Source organism: Campylobacter sp. CFSAN093229 (assembly GCF_011068225.1).
GTDB classification, from domain to species: Bacteria; Campylobacterota; Campylobacteria; order Campylobacterales; family Campylobacteraceae; genus Campylobacter_D; species Campylobacter_D jejuni.
In genome coordinates, this window is the sequence record NZ_JAAMXB010000013.1 from 60474 (window position 1) to 77838 (window position 17365).

Sequence of the window (17365 nt, forward strand, 5' to 3'; positions counted from 1 at the left end):
TTAGTTTTTTATTATTTAAGCAATAAGTGTTCCAACTTAGAAATACTTCGCTAAAACAAGCTCTAGATTGACTTTTTCACTTTCATTTTTTCCATCTAAAGCATCTTTAAAACCATATCCACTACGATTTTTTCCTTGATTTTGATTTTGCTCTCTTTTACCTTGATCACTAAAATTCATTTCAAGTCCAGTAAATCCCATATTTACAAGAGAATTTTTAAACTCGGCTTGATTTTGGATAAATAAATTCATTGCATTGGTATTGGAGTTGAAATTGATATGAAGGTTATTGCCTCTTTGTATCAAAGTTACCTCCACTTCTCCAAGATTATTAGGATTTAGAGTGATGCTAAGTTTAGTAATAGGCGCTTTATATTGATCCACAGCCTCTTTTAAATCTTGTGAAAAATGTTGCAAAGTCTCTTTAGGAGTGATATTGCGAGCATTGTTTTGTGTTACTTTATTTAAGTCCTTGACTAAAGAATTTAACTCATCTAAACTATTTTTATCTACATTTTCACTGTGCGTTTTTATTTGCTCTTGAGTAAAAGTTCCTTTATTGGTATTGTTATTAAAATTTGCATTATTCTCTTTGTTTTGAACTACTTGAGTTTTATTTAAATTTTCAAAATTTAATTTTTGATCAAAGAAATTTTGTTTTATATCTTTATTTTCTTTGTTGTTGTTTTTAGGCTCTTTATTTAAACTAAAATCTTTTTGTGTTAAATTTGAAGCTAAATTTTGAGTATCTTTGACAATTTCTTTATTTGAATTTTTATCAAGATTTAAATTTTGATTATTGTTCTTTAAATTTTTATTTTGATCTTGTATATTCTCCTGATTTAAATTGTTTTTTTCTTGATTTTTATTTAACTCTTTATTAAAATCTTTGTTTAAGTCTTTGCTTTCTTTGTTTAAATCTTTAAGACTTGTAAGATCCTGAGTGCTTACATTGTCTTTTAGTTCTTTGTTTGAATTTTTATCTTGTTTTGCGCTATCCTTAATCAAATCTTTAAGATTGTTATCTTTATTTAAGCTGTTTAATTCTTTTTCATCTTTTTTTATTTGCTCATTATTTTTTACATCTTTTGTGTTTTCTTTATTTAAGTTATCTTGGTTTTTTTTATCTTTTATATTTAACTCTTCTGTTAAATTTTTTGTAAACTCATCATTTTTGATATTTTTTAAAGTATTTTTAGCATCTGTGACATCTTCTTCTATTTTTGATTTAACTTTATCATTTTTTTCGTGTTTGCTTTCTTTGGATGAAAGTATGGAGTCTAAATTTTTTAAAGTTTGAGAAAGCAAAGAACCACTATCTTTAGAATTTGTTTTTTGCGTAGAATGAGTGCTTGTAGTATGAGTTGTATTTTGTAAATTGTGATTTAAATTTTTACTCACATTGGAAATTTTATTATTGATGATTTCTTTAAAAACATTATCCACAGCACCCTTAAAAAAATCAGCCTTATCTAAATTTGGAAAAGTTGCTTTAAGATCAAGAAGACGATCTACTTTAATATTTTTTACATTTAAACCCAAATCTTTAGCTATGTCCAAAAGCTCACTAAGATTTGATGCGCCTTTTAAAGCATTAAAATTAGCCTCTGTTTTAATAAGACTTGAAAGTTGAGTAGAAAGATTTGCCAGTTTAACATCTGCTGTATCTGTTTTTAGCTTATCCAACAAAGAAAGAATTTGCATAAAAGAAGCAGATTCGAAAATGCTTATCTTATCACTCTCATCAAAAGCTCCTTTTTGAAGTCTGTTCATCGCTTCATTAACAACTTCTTTTTGACTGATCTTCATATGATCAGGTAAAAATTCATTAGTTTCATCGATAGAATTGAGCAAAGAATTTAAAAAACTCTCTGTATCATCTTGAGTTGAATTTTTACTATCACTACTTTCATGTTCTTTATTTTTGCTAGTTTTACTAAAAGAACTGCTAGTAGTAGAAGTTTTACTCGGCGTAAGATTTAAAACATCATTTTGCGGAGCTAAATTTGACATCACTTTTCCTTCAAAAAATTATTTTAAAAATTTATCTACCATTACATTAGGAAATTTTTCTTTCAAATAAGAATCTTCATATACTTTAATCATCTTATTTTCATTTAAAGCAGTTAAGATATTTAAAAGCTCTTCTAAATTTTTAGCATTTAAAATTTTCTCTAAATTTTCTTCATTTTCTAAAATTTCTGTAAGCTCGCTTGAAATTCTTGCCATTTTTTCGTTTTTATCTGATCTAAAAGTTTCTAAAAGTTCTAAAACTTGAAGCAAAACTTCATTTTTTCTTTCAGCTAGATCGCTTTTAAATTCAACAAAAATCTCTTCATTTAATGGTTTTGACATTTTAACTTCCTTTTTAAAATTTTAATTTCATAAGTTTTTAAAGCAAGAAGTGTTCCAAGTTTTGATACTTTGTAGTTTAAGTTAATTTTTTGTATAATCTAAGCTTTTAAAAATTTAGCTTTGGAGAAGAAAATTTGGAAAACATTAGAAATATAGCAGTTATAGCTCACGTTGACCATGGTAAAACCACTATGGTAGATGAATTGTTAAAACAATCAGGCACCTTTAGCGAAAGAGAACAAATTTCAGAACGCGTTATGGATAGCAACGATATAGAAAAAGAACGCGGTATTACCATACTTTCAAAAAACACAGCGATCAATTACAAAGGTACAAAAATCAACATCATAGATACTCCAGGGCATGCTGATTTTGGCGGAGAAGTAGAACGCGTTTTAAAAATGATTGATGGAGTTTTGCTTTTAGTAGATGCTCAAGAAGGCGTTATGCCACAAACTAAATTCGTGGTTAAAAAAGCTTTATCTTTAGGGCTTAAACCTATAGTTGTAATCAACAAAATCGACAAACCAGCTGCTGATCCTGAAAGAGTGATCAATGAAATTTTTGATCTTTTTGTAGCCCTAGATGCAAACGATGAGCAACTTGACTTTGCCATAGTTTATGCTGCAGCAAAAAATGGTTATGCTAAGCTTGATCTAAACGATGAAAGTGATAATATGGAGCCACTTTTTAAAACCATACTTGAACGCGTTCCAGCACCAAGTGGCACAAATGACAATCCTTTACAACTTCAAGTTTTCACTTTAGGATATGATAATTTCGTAGGTAAAATAGGCATTGCTAGAATTTTCAATGGGGTTGTGAAGAAAAACCAAAGCGTAATGCTTGCAAAAGCTGATGGCACCAAAGTAAATGGTAGAATTTCAAAACTCATTGGCTTTATGGGCTTAGAAAAAATGGATATTGAAGAAGCAGGAAGTGGAGATATCGTAGCTATAGCAGGTTTTGAAGCTTTAGATGTAGGTGATAGCGTTGTAGATCCAAACAATCCTATGCCACTTGATCCTTTACACATTGAAGAGCCGACTTTAAGTATAGTATTTTCTGTAAATGATGGCCCATTAGCAGGAACTGAAGGAAAACATGTAACTTCAAATAAAATCGCTGAACGCTTAGAAGCTGAAATGAAAACTAATATCGCTATGAAATACGAAAGCACAGGCGAAGGCAAATTTAAAGTAAGCGGTAGGGGCGAACTTCAAATCACTATTTTAGCTGAAAATATGCGTCGTGAAGGTTTTGAGTTTTGTATGGGAAGACCTGAAGTTATCGTAAAGGTTGAAGATGGAGTTAAAACAGAACCTTTTGAACATTTAGTTATCGATGTGCCTGAGGAATTTAGCGGTGCGGTAATAGAAAAACTTGGCAAAAGAAAAGCTGAAATGAAAACTATGGCACCAACAGGCGATGGACAAACAAGACTTGAGTTTGAAATTCCAGCACGCGGACTTATAGGTTTTAGAAGCCAATTTTTAACCGATACTAAAGGCGAAGGTGTGATGAATCATAGCTTTTTAGAATTCCGTCCTTTTAGCGGTGCGGTTGAAAAGCGTAATAATGGAGCTTTAATTTCTATGGAAAATGGCGTGGCTTTGGGGTATTCCTTGTTTAACCTTCAAGAGCGTGGAGTGCTTTTCATAGAGCCTCAAACTAAAGTTTATACTGGTATGATTATAGGTGAGCACTCTCGTCCAAATGATTTAGATGTTAATCCTATCAAAGGAAAGAATCTTACCAATGTAAGAGCGAGTGGAAGCGATGATGCAATCAAGCTTGTGCCACCTAGAAAATTAAGCCTTGAAAGAGCTTTAGAGTGGATAGAAGAAGATGAACTTGTAGAAGTTACGCCTGTAAATGTGCGTGTTCGCAAACGCTATCTTGATCCAACTCAAAGAAAAAGAATGGAAAAAGCAAAATCTTAATGGATTTAAAAAGCTTAGAAAATAATAGACTTTATATACTTAAACGCTTAGGAATCTTAAAATTCCTAAGCATTATCGAAGCCTTACTTGTAGGTTTTTTAGCCTTTGTTTTTATAAGAGATGCCTTAATCGCAGTGATTTTAGCTGTTTTTGTAGGTGTTTTTTTCTTTCGTTTTACAGCCAAAAAACTAAAACTCGCACAAAAAGAATTACAAATTGATGCTTTAAATTTGTTTTTGCGTCGTTTTGGGGCGAAATTTAAAAAGCAAAGTTTAAGCCAAAAAGACTTTTTAAAACTAGGGCTTACAAAGGATTTGAAAGAATTTAAAAGTCAAAACTGCTTTGAATTTAAGGATTTTAAAATTTATGATATTCAGTTTTTGGACGAAAACAAACGCTTTTTTTGCGGAATTTTACTCGAAATTTTAAGTGCAAACAAAAATCCTAGCTTTGAAAACGAAGACCAAATTTATATCAAACTTAAAGATAAAAATTTCACTTTAAATCATATCTTTTCTAAAGAAAATCATTATCTTATCGCTACTTTAAGCAATCCTTTCTTTATAGATATAAAAAAAGATTTAGAAAACAATTTCAAAAATTTAGAAGAAAATCTAAACTCTATAAAAAACAAACTATTTAAATAATTAACATAAAGTTAATATTATAAAATTTTAATAAATATTAATTATATACTTTAAAAATATATTACTTTTAGTAACACTTTAAAATTTAATTTTATTTAAATTATTCTTATTATGCTTAATATTTAAGAAAAAATACACTAAAATCAATTTGAACTGCAAATAAAAAGGAGGAAAATCATGAAAAAACACATTTTATTGCTTGGTTTATGTCTTAGTTTGAGTCTTAGTGCTAAAAGCGTGAGTGATTACAAAGTAGGAGAAGAATTAAGCGACAAGGAAGGAGTAGAGTATTTTAAGGAACTTTCCAAAAGACCTGTGCAAGAATGGCCAAATAAAAATTTAAGCATCAATGATGTTCCAAAAGGTAAGCAAGGGGATTTAATCCGTTATGGCATAGAGCTTTTAAGCAAGACAGAAAGTACTCTAGGACCCTATAGCAAGCTAAAAAAGACAAGCAACGAAGTAAACTGTATTTCCTGTCACATGGACAATGACGGCAATGGTTTACCAGGGACAAAAAAATATGTTATTCCATTTTTAAATGTCCTAAACAATTATCCAAGACTTGACATAGAAACGATGAAAATCATCTCTGTTGAAGATAGAATTCGCGGAATGGGTGGAACTGACTCTCATAGATTTCCTAATGATTCTAAAGAAATGAAAGCAATTTTAGCTTATTTTAAGTGGCTAAAAGAAGCTTATGGCATCAAAGACGGCGTAAAGCTTGAAGGAGATTTTTTTGCTAAGATGAATTTTCCAAATCGCCCAGCTGACCCTGTGCGTGGAAAAAAACTCTTTGAAGAAAATTGCGTTGCTTGTCATGGCGAAAGAGGACTTGGGGTAAAAAATGATAATTACGAACAAGGTAGCGGACATTTATATCCATCTTTACTTATCTATCCTGATGGTGGACACATGGCTATGATACCATTTTTAGCAAGATTTTTAAAATCAGCCATGCCTTTTGGCGCGAGTGCAGATAATCCTATATTAAGCGATGAAGATGCACTAGATATAGCAGCTTATGTCAATACAGGTTTTGTAAGAATGCCTATAACCACTACAGAAAATCGTGCAGGACTTGATACAGCTTATAGCAAATCCCCTTCATTAAAACCTGAGTATTTTGCCTCACCACAACAAAATTTAGACCCTAAAGAATACATAAAAGTAAAATACGGACCTTGGAAAAATCCAAATCACTTCCCAGGAGAATGATTAATTTTGGGCTTAGCCCAAAATTAATCCTCATCTTTGGCTAAATTTTCAAGACTTTTAATCCCTTCTTCGCCTATCAAATTTCCACCTTGTAAATCGCTAAATATCGCATTTAAAGAACTCACTATGGCAGTGGAATTAAAACTTAGATTTTCTATAGCTCTTTCTCTTTTTTTCCATATATTTTGCAAAGCCCTTTTTTCAGCTTCTAACTCTTCTTTCATATTTTGGTAAGTTTTGAGTATAAAAGTGATTTGCGTGTTAAATTCCTTAGAATTTAAGTATTCGTATAAAATGTGATTTTTTTCATCTTTGTTTTGCAGGGCATTTTTGAGTTTATAAGCGTTTATAATGCTTTCTCTAAGCACTGCTAAAACACCTTTGAATTCATTAAAAGTACAGATCAAAATTCCTTCTTTAAAATGCGTTTTTTCTTTATCTTTTGGCATAGTTTTTGTGATCAAAACCGCTATATCACTTTTTGCAGCTATACTGTCTAGTTTAAGTTTATCCAGCCATTCTTTATTAAATTCTTTAGTGCGCTTGCTCTCATATAAAATACTTCCGCAAATATTTCCAAAATTATCCTTTACTATATGCAGACAATCAGCTCCATTTACGCCCTTTGGCACTTCTTTTACTTCATCACTTAAATACTCACTTTGTATGTATTCTTCTATGAGTAGTTCAGCTGCTTCGCCTTGGAGTTGCTGTGAGCCTTGTTCTATCCTGCGTTGCGCGTCTTCTAGCTTTTGGGCTACGCTTTTAAAATTCGTTTCTAGTTCTTTGTATTTAAGATCTTGCTCTTGAGTGCTTTTTTGAAATTCAAGACGCATTTTTTCTCTTTCAAATTCCAAATTTTTGTTTTCTTGTTCTTTAAATTCTTTAAAAGCCTCTTCTTTGGCTTGAAATTTCAATCTTTCTTCATTTTCTTTTTGCTCTCTTTTTAGTCTTTCATTTTCAGCCTTTATGCTTAAAAACTCGCTAAGCTCTTTGCTTTTTTTCTCGAGTTCTTCTTGCATGATTTTCATTTCATTTTCATGCTCTTTGTTAAATTTCTCACTGAATTCTTTTTGGAAATTTTGCTTCTGCGTGAGAAGTTCTTGTTCAAATTTTTGCTTTTCCAAAAGAAGCTTTTGGCTTACTTGCTCGCTTATGAGTTTTTCTTGTTCTATCTTTTGAGCTTTTAAATCATTTAAAGCTTTGGTGTATTCAGCTCTTTTAGCATTTACCTCATCATCAAATTCTTTTTTTTGTTTTAGCATTTCTTGCTTAGCTTTATCTAAAATTTGAGCATATAAAGCAGTACTGATATCGATAAAACTTCCACAACTTGGGCATTTGATTTGTTCATTTTGGTTTAAATTTTGCATAAAATTTCCTTAGAATTTTTCCCTAAATTTAACATAGAAAAACAAAGATTATTCTAAGATTGACTTGTTAAAATCATTCTTTTAAAATAATTAGGATTACAAATGCAAAAACACACCAAAATTCACGGCTTTGCTAAATTTAAACTCATCGTTATCCTTGCTTTGATGTCAAGCATAGCACCGCTTTCTACAGATATGTATTTGCCTGCACTTTCTCATGTGGAGCAAAGTTTTCAAACTAATTCTTTTTTAACCCAACTTAGTATCGCAAGTTTTTTTATCGCTTTTGCTTTAGGACAGCTTATATATGGGCCTTTAAGTGATATTTTTGGGCGTAAAATTCCAGCTTTGGTAGGGATATTTTTCTTCATCGTTTCGAGTTTGTTTTGTGTGATCATCGATGATATTTATGCTTTTATCGCTTTGAGATTTTTTGAAGCACTTGGGGGTTGTGCAGGTGTGGTTATCGCAAGGGCTATTGTCAATGACTTGTTTGAGATCAAAGAAGCTGCAGGGATTTTTGCTTTGATGATGGTTTTTAGTTCTCTTGCTCCCATGCTTTCGCCAACTTTTGGGGGAATTTTGCTAGAGTATTTTTCATGGCATAGTATTTTTGCGACTTTGTTTGCTTTGGGAATTTTGCTTTTTTTGATGATACTTTTTGGCTTAAAAGAATCCGCACCTCATCTTAAAAACAAAAAATTTTCCCATCATGAAGCGATGAAAAGCTACAAATTTGTTTTAAGCGATAAACGCTTTTTAGTTTATATACTATGTGCTTCTTTTGCTTTGGCGGCGATGTTTGCTTATATCACGGGATCAAGCTTTGTTTTTACGCAGTTTTTTGGCTTAAGTGAGCAAAAATTTGCTTTGCTTTTTGGGGCAAATGCTTTAGGTTTTGTCATCTGTGCAAATATCAATGCGAGATTGGTTTTAAAATACGAAAGCGAAAAGATCTTAACAAAAGCTTTGATGATAATGTTTATATCGACTGTGATTTTACTTGTAAATGCCTTTTTTCACCCAAATTTCTTGCTTTTTGAACTTAGTATTTTTACAAGTATCGCTATGCTTGGTTTCATCGCACCCAATACCACGACTTTAGCCATGGCAAGGTTTAGAGAACATAGCGGAACTGCTTCTGCGGTGCTTGGAACGGTGCAATTTGGTTTTGCAGGCTTTATCTCCTTCGTGGTTGGAGCTATCAATGCAAATACACCAATAATCCTTGCTTTTGTAATGTGTGCTTGCGTATTGGTTGCAAATATGATATATTTTCTAATCAAAATAAAGGATAAAAAATGAAAACAAATAATATCTTTATGGCTTTAGCCATAGTTTTGGCAAGTTTGATTTTAGCCTTTGGTTTTAATAAGGCTTTAAATGACTTTAAAACGCTTGAAAGAAGTGTAAGCGTAAAAGGTCTAAGTCAAAAAGATGTAGAAGCGGATACACTTATCTTTCCTATAAAATTTACAAGATCAAATAATAATCTTACAAATTTATATGAAGATTTGGAAAAAGATAAGCAAAATATACTTAGATTTTTGCAAGCTCAAGGTGTAAGGGCTGATGAGATAAGTTATAATGCCCCAAATATCATAGATAAATTAAGCGATCCTTATAGAAATGATAATATAGTAAGCTTTAGGTATGTGGGCACGGGAAATTTACTCATCTATACTAAAAATGTTAAACTTGGAAAAAGCATACTAGAAAAAATTTCAACGCTTGGCAAAGAGGGTATAGTGATAAAAATAGAAAATTATGAAATAGAATATCTTTATACAAAATTAAACGAGATAAAACCACAAATGATAGAAGAAGCAACGCTCAATGCCAGAAATGCGGCGATAAAATTCGCACAAGACTCAAATAGCCATCTTGGCAAGATAAAAAAGGCTTCTCAAGGACAATTTAGCATCAGCAACAGGGATAAAAACACCCCTTACATCAAAACCATAAGAGTGGTTTCTACTATAGAATACTACTTAAAAGACTGATGATGAAATTTCAAGCTAAGCTTTAAGGCTTAGCTTGGCACTATGGAATTTTTTCGTGCGGTTTTTTGGAGTGAAAATATACAAAGCAAAAGTATAATGCCATATAAAACACCAGTGGATTTTATGGTGTTTTCTGTAATCTCGTCTTGATTTATAATCTTTAAAATCCCTTCAAAACTTGATTTAAATTTCAAAAGAGCCAAGACACTTTTTAATTTATCTTGACTGTCTTTTTGATCAAAAAGAGCCATTTGCTCAGGTGATAGTTTTTCAGATATAGAAAAATTACTTTTTATCGCATATAAAATATCTATTTCTTGACTAAAATTTAATTTTAAAAATTTATTAAGTTGAGCAGATACAACGCTATTGTTGTTTTTATTGTCTATCTCTTCTATGATATTTTTTACATTTGATGTGTTATTTTCTAGTTCATTTAAAACCTTTTTATAATCACTTTCATATTTATCATTATACACTTTAGATAAAATTTCTTTTAATTTTTCTTTATTTGCCATTATCAAAGCTTTAGCTGAATTTAACTCTGTAAAAGAAATATTTTGATCTTTTAAATGGAGATTAAAATCATTTTGCAATATGCTTGCTAGATTTACAATAGCACTCGCATTTAAATCATTTAAACTTTTTTCAAATTGACTTTCATAAAGCTTATCTGATGAAAAAATTCCTACAAAAGGATTGATAAGTTGTGGTTTTAAAATAATAACTACAATCAAACAACCATAAGCTACCAATCTTAAAATAAAAACAAAAAGTTTAATCTCGCAGAGAAATAAAAGATAGAAAAATAATATACTTGCAAAATAAACTAAGAAACAAAAGGTTGGAATATATACAGGCAATAAAAACGACATCATCAATATTATAAAGATGCCAAAAATACCGAAAAACAAAATACTGCCTTGCTGATACAATTGTCTTTTGACATTAAAAAACACCATAATCAACGCAAACAAAATAAAATAATTTGCTATAATTATCGATACTGAATTAAAGGATGATATAAAATTTATGGTTTTTGAAAATACAAAACCCATAAAAGCATACAATGAAATCATTAAAATCGTAAAATTTAAAATTTTTAAGAAATTTGTATGGTGATTGCTAGTATTCCTATAAACTTGCAACAAAACACAATCAAACCACAAAGTAAAATCTAGCATCTTTCTTCCGGAAACTATCAATTTTCTTTTAATTTTATTAAATTTTATCCTCCAAAAGATTATAAACTTATTTATATCTAAAGGATAAAATGATTTTAGAATAAATGTCAAAATTTTATATATAAAAAATACAACATAAACACAATAAAACATTATTGTAAAAAATGGAGCGACCAAAACTAACTCAATAATTATTAATATATTTACAGATAAATATCCAATTGTTTTTAATAAAAATATTATAAGAGATATAATTTTTGAATAATTAAATTTTTCATAATCCTTAGGATTATATACTTGATTTTTAGATTCTTTTTTTAAATTGTCATTTTTATTTTTACTTAATTGAATTTCCAATTCTTTCTCTTTCGCATAAAGTTCTAATTTATGCCATTCTTGAGCTTCTAAAGTATTATTTTGATTTATCAAAACATCTTTTATAACCCTAAAAGAATCTTTTAAATTTTTAGCACATCTTAATTTATGCTCATTTTCAATCCTATAAAGCTCTTTTTCATCTTTTTGTATTTTTTCATTATTTTTAATTGCGTTTTTATAATTTCCATCTTGATAATTATCTTTTATATATTGTTCTAATGATTTAAAATCTAATTTGTCTATATTTACATTTGTTAAATTTACAGCTTTTGGTTCTTTAAAATAACAAGCACTGAAATTTGGAGCTTTTTCAAATCTCACTCCATAAAAACTAGCAGTTTTTTCAAATTCACACTCATGAAAATCAGCGTAATCTTTAAATATAGAATTATCAAAACGAGCTTCATTTTTAAAAGAACCTAACATAAAAAATGATTTATAAAAAGTACAATTTTTTATTTTAATACTTGCCAAATATTCTTTAACATTAAAATAAAAAACATCTTTAAAAATGCAACCATTAAATTTTATTTCAGCATTAATATTAACTTTTCCAATGTCAATATTCTCATTAAATTTACAATCAAAAAAATATAATTTATTATTTAATTCAAATGTATTATTGGTAACCAAATCATTATTTAAGCATATATAATCAAATTCACAATTTTCAAAAATTAAAAAGCTATTGCTTGTTTTATATAAGCAAAAATATTCAAGACAGCCAAATTTGCAGTTAGTGAATTTAATTTCATATTTAAAATCTGTATCTAACAAGCCCGTAGAAAAAAAATCAAATTCTTGATTACTTATGTTTACACCATTGCATTCCACGGTCGGATAATGTATTTTTTCTTTATCAACTCCGCATATTTTAGAAACTATTTCAACGCCTTTTTCTGCTTCTTCTGGTGAAATTAAATCATCTCTTCCTTTATACATATTATTTCCCTTCTATGATTTTTATTTCTTCTTCAGTTAAGTTATAGAGTTTATAAACGATGGAATTGATTTTATTTTCTAGTTCTTGGGTATTTGCGTTTTTATCTTGTTCTTTGGCTTTTAAAATTTCATCGACTAAATTTATAAGTTCATCGACTAATTTTTCATTTTTGGAATTTATTTTTGGTATAGGAAGTTTTTCTAAATTATTTGTTTTTAACTCACCTTCTATACCACCGCCCATATAAAATTTTCTAAGCATTAAATATATAAAATCAGTATTTAAAAAAGCAATTAAATATTTTAAAATATTTGGTTCTAACGTTATAATATTGGCTGGAGCCATAGCCATAGAATTATTTGTTTCATAAGAAAAACAAGGTTCTTTTGACATTATACACGGATACACTATCTTTTCTTTTTCAAATTCTTCAATATACGCACAATTTCTAAGATTATAAGGAGTCAAGCCTTTATCAGCTCTTTTTTCTAGTTGTGGATAAAATTCATCAAAATGCTTTTTTAAACTAGGATAATGCTCTATATTTATCGTTTCTACTTTTTCTCCATTTTTGCTTTTATAACCATTGTGAGTATTTATCACCCAAAGTCCCGCCCACTCGTAACTATATCTTTTTATATCGCGTCCGCGTAGCATTTTACGTATGAGTTTAACGGTGCGTTCTTTTTCAGCTTCATCTTTACAATTTGCTAAAATTTCGTTTCTTTTTTCAGTAGTGATGATAAAGGCTTCATTATAGCCTGTTAAAATTCCACGATATATGTTAAGCCCATACCAGTCCTTAAGCGGAGTGCCAATTTTTTCAATTTTAGCCTTTAAAGCACTGGTATTTTCATCACTAAAAGTAAAGCTTTCTTTGCTTAAAGAATTTTGCGAAAGCTCTTTAAAGTCCTTGTATAGACCAATGTCATAAGCACAAGCTTTTAAAATTTCATTGTTTAAAGAAAGGTATTTGAATTTATTATCTTTGCTTTTTGATTTTTCAAAACAAAGTATAGAAGTATCCACGGTAGCACTATCAAAAACTTTTATACCATTTAGATCGGTGTATTCTAAAATCTTTACATTTTTAAGCAAAAATTCACGTAAAGCTTCCCCATATCCTGCACGCGTGTATTTGTTAGAGGTTATGAAATTCAATACCCCCCCCCGTTTATCAAAGCGTTAAATCCTAATTCATAAAAATAAGTATAAATATCACTCGTGCCTTTATAAACTTTATAGTTTTTAGCTAGATGAGGTTTTAGCTCTTTAAGCTCTTCTTGTCTTATATAAGGCGGATTGCCAATGATTAGATCAAAGCCTTTGAAATTTCCATCATCATCTAAAATTTCAGGGAATTCAAAACGCCATTCAAAAGGATGATTGCTTTCTAGGTTAAAAATGGCGTTATAATCTTCTTTGAGTTTTTTAAATTCTTTTGTGGCTTCTTTTTCATCAAAGTCAAAAAGAGTCAAATTTGCACTAACAAAGAATTTTAAATTCTCATCATCTATAGCTAAGAAATTTCCGTATTTTTTAGAGTATTTTTCACATTTATCATTAAAGATTTTCATTTCTTTTTTAAATTTATCCGCAAAGCAGAAATTTTTAAAAGACATTTTGAGATTTTTTATCTCTTGGTTGATTTGACTTTTATCAGTGTAAAAACCCTCTTTATAGTCTTTTACTATGCGTTTGTATTTGCTCATGCGTTCTTTGATGTTTGGATAGTGACTTAGGCTTTTATCAATTTCAAAGTAAGACACCAAAGAATTCCCGCATTTTATGTTTATATCGATATTTGGTAGGGTTTTAAGATCGTGATAATTCTCATCATCAAAGTTTTGGTAAAAGCTGTGTTTTAAAAGCTCTATCCAAAGCCTTAGCTTCGTGATCTCGCAAGAGTTGGGATTGATATCAACCCCAAAAAGATTATTTTCTATGATGTCTTTTTTGGTATGAAAAAGTTCTTGTTGTATAAGATGAGCTTTATCTTTAGGTGTGCTTGGGCGTTTATACTCTATAAACTCGCCTTTTCTATCTGTGATGAGAATTTCATCATTTTGCACTTCTAGGTAAAATTCTTCATCAAAAAGATTTAACTCATCATAAATGCTAAGCAAACAATTTAAAGCAGAAACTAGAAAATGCCCACTTCCTACAGCAGGATCGCAAATTTTTATGGAGTTTAAAAGCTCTTTTTGTATCTTTTTATCTTCTTTTCTTAAAGACTTTCTTAGTTCGCTTATATTTTTAGCATCAAGATCAAATTTAGCATTAAATTTATCAAGCACGATTTTTGTGATACTTTCTTTGCACATATAAGAAGTGATAAAGCTTGGAGTGTAAAAGCTTCCTTCTTTGTAGCCATTGAGTTTTTCAAACACATTTCCTAAAACGCTTGAGCTTATGAGTTCTTTTTGGCTTAGAATTTCGCTTTGTTCATCATCGCTACCAAAATCAAAACTATCTAAAAATTCAAACAAATATTCTAAAAGCCCCACTTGTCCTTTTTTGATCTTACATTTATCATCTTTTAGCACGGTGTTTTTATAGTAAAAAAGCTTTAAGTTATTACTTAAGCTTGAAATTTCAAGCGTGTTTTCTATGCTTTGTTTTTCAAACAAAGAAGAATTTAAATAAGGCAGATAAGCAAATTCGCTTTTCTTTCGCGTGCTTTTTTCTTTGGCTAAAACTTCAAAGAAAAGTTCGCTAAGCTTGTCAAAATCAGGGATTTTTTTGAAATTTAAAAATTTCAAATTTTTATCATCATTAAAACGCACCAAATTTGACTCTATAAGCTTTAAAAACAAAATGCGATTAAGCCATAAGATCAAAAGTTTTAAGATGGTTTCAAAATTTTCTTCTTTAAGCTTAGAATTTATAGCGGTGTAGAAAGTGCCTTGCTCTTCTTTACTTTCTTCACTTTTTGCGATGATGAGTTTTGAGTTTTGTTTGCTCTCACAAAGCCCTAAGATGTATAAAAGCTCTTTGTAAAAAGCGTTGTTGAGTGAATTTGCATCGTTGGGGTTAAACTCACTTAGCAAAAAGTCTCTATGAAAAGTTTTATAAATACTTGCTAGGTTTTTAAAATTTGATTTTTGTTTGTCTTTTAAAAACGTCAAGTCAATCAAAAAGCCTTTTAAGTTTTCTTTGGAATTTTCTATGAGTTTGGCTACTTCTTTATAGAATTCTTCAGTATTACCTTTGAAAAGTGAATTTGGATTACAAAATTCTTCAAAAAGTTTTTTAAAACTTGGATTTTTATAAAAAAGCTCTTCAAACTCACTAATTTTAAAAATGTAAAATTTATAAAAATCTGTGATGATAATAAATTTTAAGCTAAAACTATACTCTCTATTTCTAAAATAATATAAAATAGTCTCGTGTAAGGCTTTAGAATTTACCTTTGTATGAGTGATAAATTCTTTTGAATTTGGCTTTTTAGCCTCAATAAGAACTTCTAAGTCTTTACTAAACTCATCTTTAGACATGGATAAGTCAATCTCACTTTTGCCTTTTTGCTTGGTTTTGATGTGAGTTTTGAAATTTAACATGGTTAAAAATGGACTAAGTGCATTAGCTACAAGATAATCTTCATTTTCACTTTGCGAACTTTCAAGTCTTTCTAGATATTGCATTAAAGCCTTGTTAAATATATCAAATTCATTTTGCATGATTTGCTTTTTGCGGTAGTATGGGTTGAAAAAATCTTTTTCATTTAGCAAAGTGAAATGCATTTTTAACCTTTATAAAAAATATTTTGTATTTTATCAAATTTTACTTTTATATAAAATTTTTTAAGAATTTAATATATCATTAATACCTTTATATGCTTCCTGTATAGGTTTTTTAATAAAAAAATCATTTAAAATTTGAATAAAATCTTTTTTAGAATTTTGATTTTCAATCAACCAATAAATAAAAGCGTATTCTCCTTCTAATTTTTCATTGTTTATTAATTTATCACAATAATAGTGATTTTGATATTTTCTAACATTTTCTTCTTTTACATCTTTAAATAATTTTAAACATTCTTTATATTTTTCATTTTCTATATCTTCTTCATTATCATTTGAAATTTCAAATGTCAAACCAACAGTATCATAGTAATTTTTTCTAAAATAAATATATATACATAGATATATGCTTTCACTCTTATAATCTATAGGATAAAATATAAACACACCATGATTAACACGATTTTCTTCTATTTTATTGCCGATAAAAGTTATATCACCTATTTTAATTTCCTTATGTTTAAAACTATCAAAAAATTCTTCTATTATATATTCGCAGATGTTACTCCATTTATGCTGGATAATACCTTTAGCTTTCTTATATTTTTCTTCATTTAAATTTTTAAGCTCTGATTTATTTTTGTTATATCTATATAAAATCATAGCATTTTTTAAATTTTGCATTTTTATATTGTCTTGAAAAATAAATTCTAATACATCATCTCTTTGAGTATACTCATCTGTCATATACCATTGTAAAATACTTTTGTATTGATTTAGAGTAAAAATAATGTTTTGTATATCAAGAATAAATTTTTGATCTTTGGTTAACTTTTCTTCATATGTTTTTATACACTCATCAATCCATTCCTTAATCCATATGTAATCCATCTTCAAATAATAGCTAACATTATTTTCATTTTTATCTTTAATCAAATTTGTCTTTATGGTAAAATTTCCCAAACTATAATCGCTAGGACTAGCAAACTCGTCTTGATGCAAATATATAGTCAATATGTTTTTATAACAATCTTCTATATTTTTGATATTTTTTCTTACAAAATTAATATAATCTTTCAATTGATTTTTTTGATCTTTTGCATAAATTTTATTTTCTATTATGATATATCTTTTATCACTTAATGTTATTAAAATATCTATCCTTCTATTATCTTTTATGCAGGCTTCTGTTTCTACACTTTTTATATCTTCTATGTTTAAATTTTCAAATTTAGTATTTCCTAAACTTTTACCAAGTTTTTCTAAAAATACCTTTGCAAAATTTTTTTGATAATGATCCTTGTTTATATCAATTAAATAAGCTATAAATTTAGAATGATAATTTTCTTTTGTTTCAATATTCAAAGCATCAAATATATTTATATCACTTAAACCATTGCTTACATCTTTTTCAAATTTAATATCTTCTTCAAGTAATCTTTCAATAAATTTTTCCATGCATCACTTCCCAAATTTTATACAATTTTACATGTAAATAAATTTTTAATTACAAACTAAAAAACTGATTATTAATTTTATAAGCGAGTTAAGCAGAATTTAACAAGTCCGCAATGA

The 17365-nt window shown here is 28.8% G+C and carries 10 protein-coding genes and 1 pseudogene; 5 read left to right on the top strand and 6 right to left on the bottom strand.

Annotation, left to right across the window (positions count from 1 at the left end; all coding sequences use genetic code 11):
- Positions 1 to 36: 36 nt before the first annotated feature.
- Together FBE93_RS07585 and FBE93_RS07590 are read right to left on the bottom strand one after the other, a co-directional pair.
- Positions 37 to 2013: a flagellar hook-length control protein FliK gene (locus FBE93_RS07585; protein WP_002933287.1), complete on the bottom strand. Its 1977-nt coding sequence runs from the start codon at positions 2011 to 2013 to the stop codon at positions 37 to 39.
- A gap of 18 nt (positions 2014 to 2031) precedes the next feature.
- Positions 2032 to 2355, bottom strand: a complete 324-nt coding sequence (locus FBE93_RS07590) for a hypothetical protein (RefSeq protein WP_002933289.1) — start codon at positions 2353 to 2355, stop codon at positions 2032 to 2034.
- A gap of 134 nt (positions 2356 to 2489) precedes the next feature.
- Here FBE93_RS07590 and typA point away from each other — a divergent pair, with 134 nt between their 5' ends.
- From typA to FBE93_RS07605, 3 genes are all read left to right on the top strand, one after another.
- Positions 2490 to 4298 carry a translational GTPase TypA gene (typA, locus tag FBE93_RS07595; RefSeq protein ID WP_002799607.1) on the top strand — a complete coding sequence of 603 codons (1809 nt, stop codon included), beginning with the start codon at positions 2490 to 2492 and terminating at the stop codon, positions 4296 to 4298.
- Positions 4298 to 4945, top strand: a complete 648-nt coding sequence (locus FBE93_RS07600; protein ID WP_002860888.1) for a hypothetical protein — start codon at positions 4298 to 4300, stop codon at positions 4943 to 4945. The genes typA and FBE93_RS07600 overlap by 1 nt, the downstream gene beginning before the upstream one ends.
- A 177-nt stretch (positions 4946 to 5122) precedes the next feature.
- A complete protein-coding gene (locus tag FBE93_RS07605) occupies positions 5123 to 6166 on the top strand; it encodes a c-type cytochrome (RefSeq protein ID WP_002860887.1) in 1044 nt (347 codons plus the stop codon).
- 23 nt (positions 6167 to 6189) lie between these two features.
- Here FBE93_RS07605 and FBE93_RS07610 read toward each other — a convergent pair whose 3' ends face one another.
- Positions 6190 to 7539 carry a DUF2130 domain-containing protein gene (locus tag FBE93_RS07610; RefSeq protein ID WP_002933298.1) on the bottom strand — a complete coding sequence of 450 codons (1350 nt, stop codon included), beginning with the start codon at positions 7537 to 7539 and terminating at the stop codon, positions 6190 to 6192.
- A 102-nt stretch (positions 7540 to 7641) separates the two neighbouring features.
- On the opposite strand from FBE93_RS07610, the gene FBE93_RS07615 reads away from it, so the two are divergent.
- Positions 7642 to 8844, top strand: a complete 1203-nt coding sequence (locus tag FBE93_RS07615; RefSeq protein ID WP_002933300.1) for a multidrug effflux MFS transporter — start codon at positions 7642 to 7644, stop codon at positions 8842 to 8844.
- A complete protein-coding gene (locus tag FBE93_RS07620) occupies positions 8841 to 9542 on the top strand; it encodes an SIMPL domain-containing protein (protein ID WP_002933304.1) in 702 nt (233 codons plus the stop codon). Before FBE93_RS07615 ends, FBE93_RS07620 begins: the two co-directional genes overlap by 4 nt.
- A 29-nt stretch (positions 9543 to 9571) precedes the next feature.
- On the opposite strand, the gene FBE93_RS07625 is transcribed toward FBE93_RS07620, so the two are convergent.
- The 3 genes and pseudogenes from FBE93_RS07625 to FBE93_RS07635 form a co-directional block, all read right to left on the bottom strand.
- Positions 9572 to 12046 (bottom strand): pentapeptide repeat-containing protein, encoded by a 2475-nt coding sequence (locus FBE93_RS07625; RefSeq protein ID WP_002933306.1) that lies wholly within the window; start codon positions 12044 to 12046, stop codon positions 9572 to 9574.
- A gap of 1 nt (position 12047) precedes the next feature.
- Positions 12048 to 15790 (bottom strand): annotated as a pseudogene (locus tag FBE93_RS07630) (Eco57I restriction-modification methylase domain-containing protein).
- Positions 15791 to 15850: 60 nt separating this feature from the next.
- Complete coding sequence (locus tag FBE93_RS07635) at positions 15851 to 17248, bottom strand: PD-(D/E)XK nuclease family protein (RefSeq protein ID WP_059110730.1); 1398 nt, start codon at positions 17246 to 17248, stop codon at positions 15851 to 15853.
- Positions 17249 to 17365 lie beyond the last annotated feature (117 nt).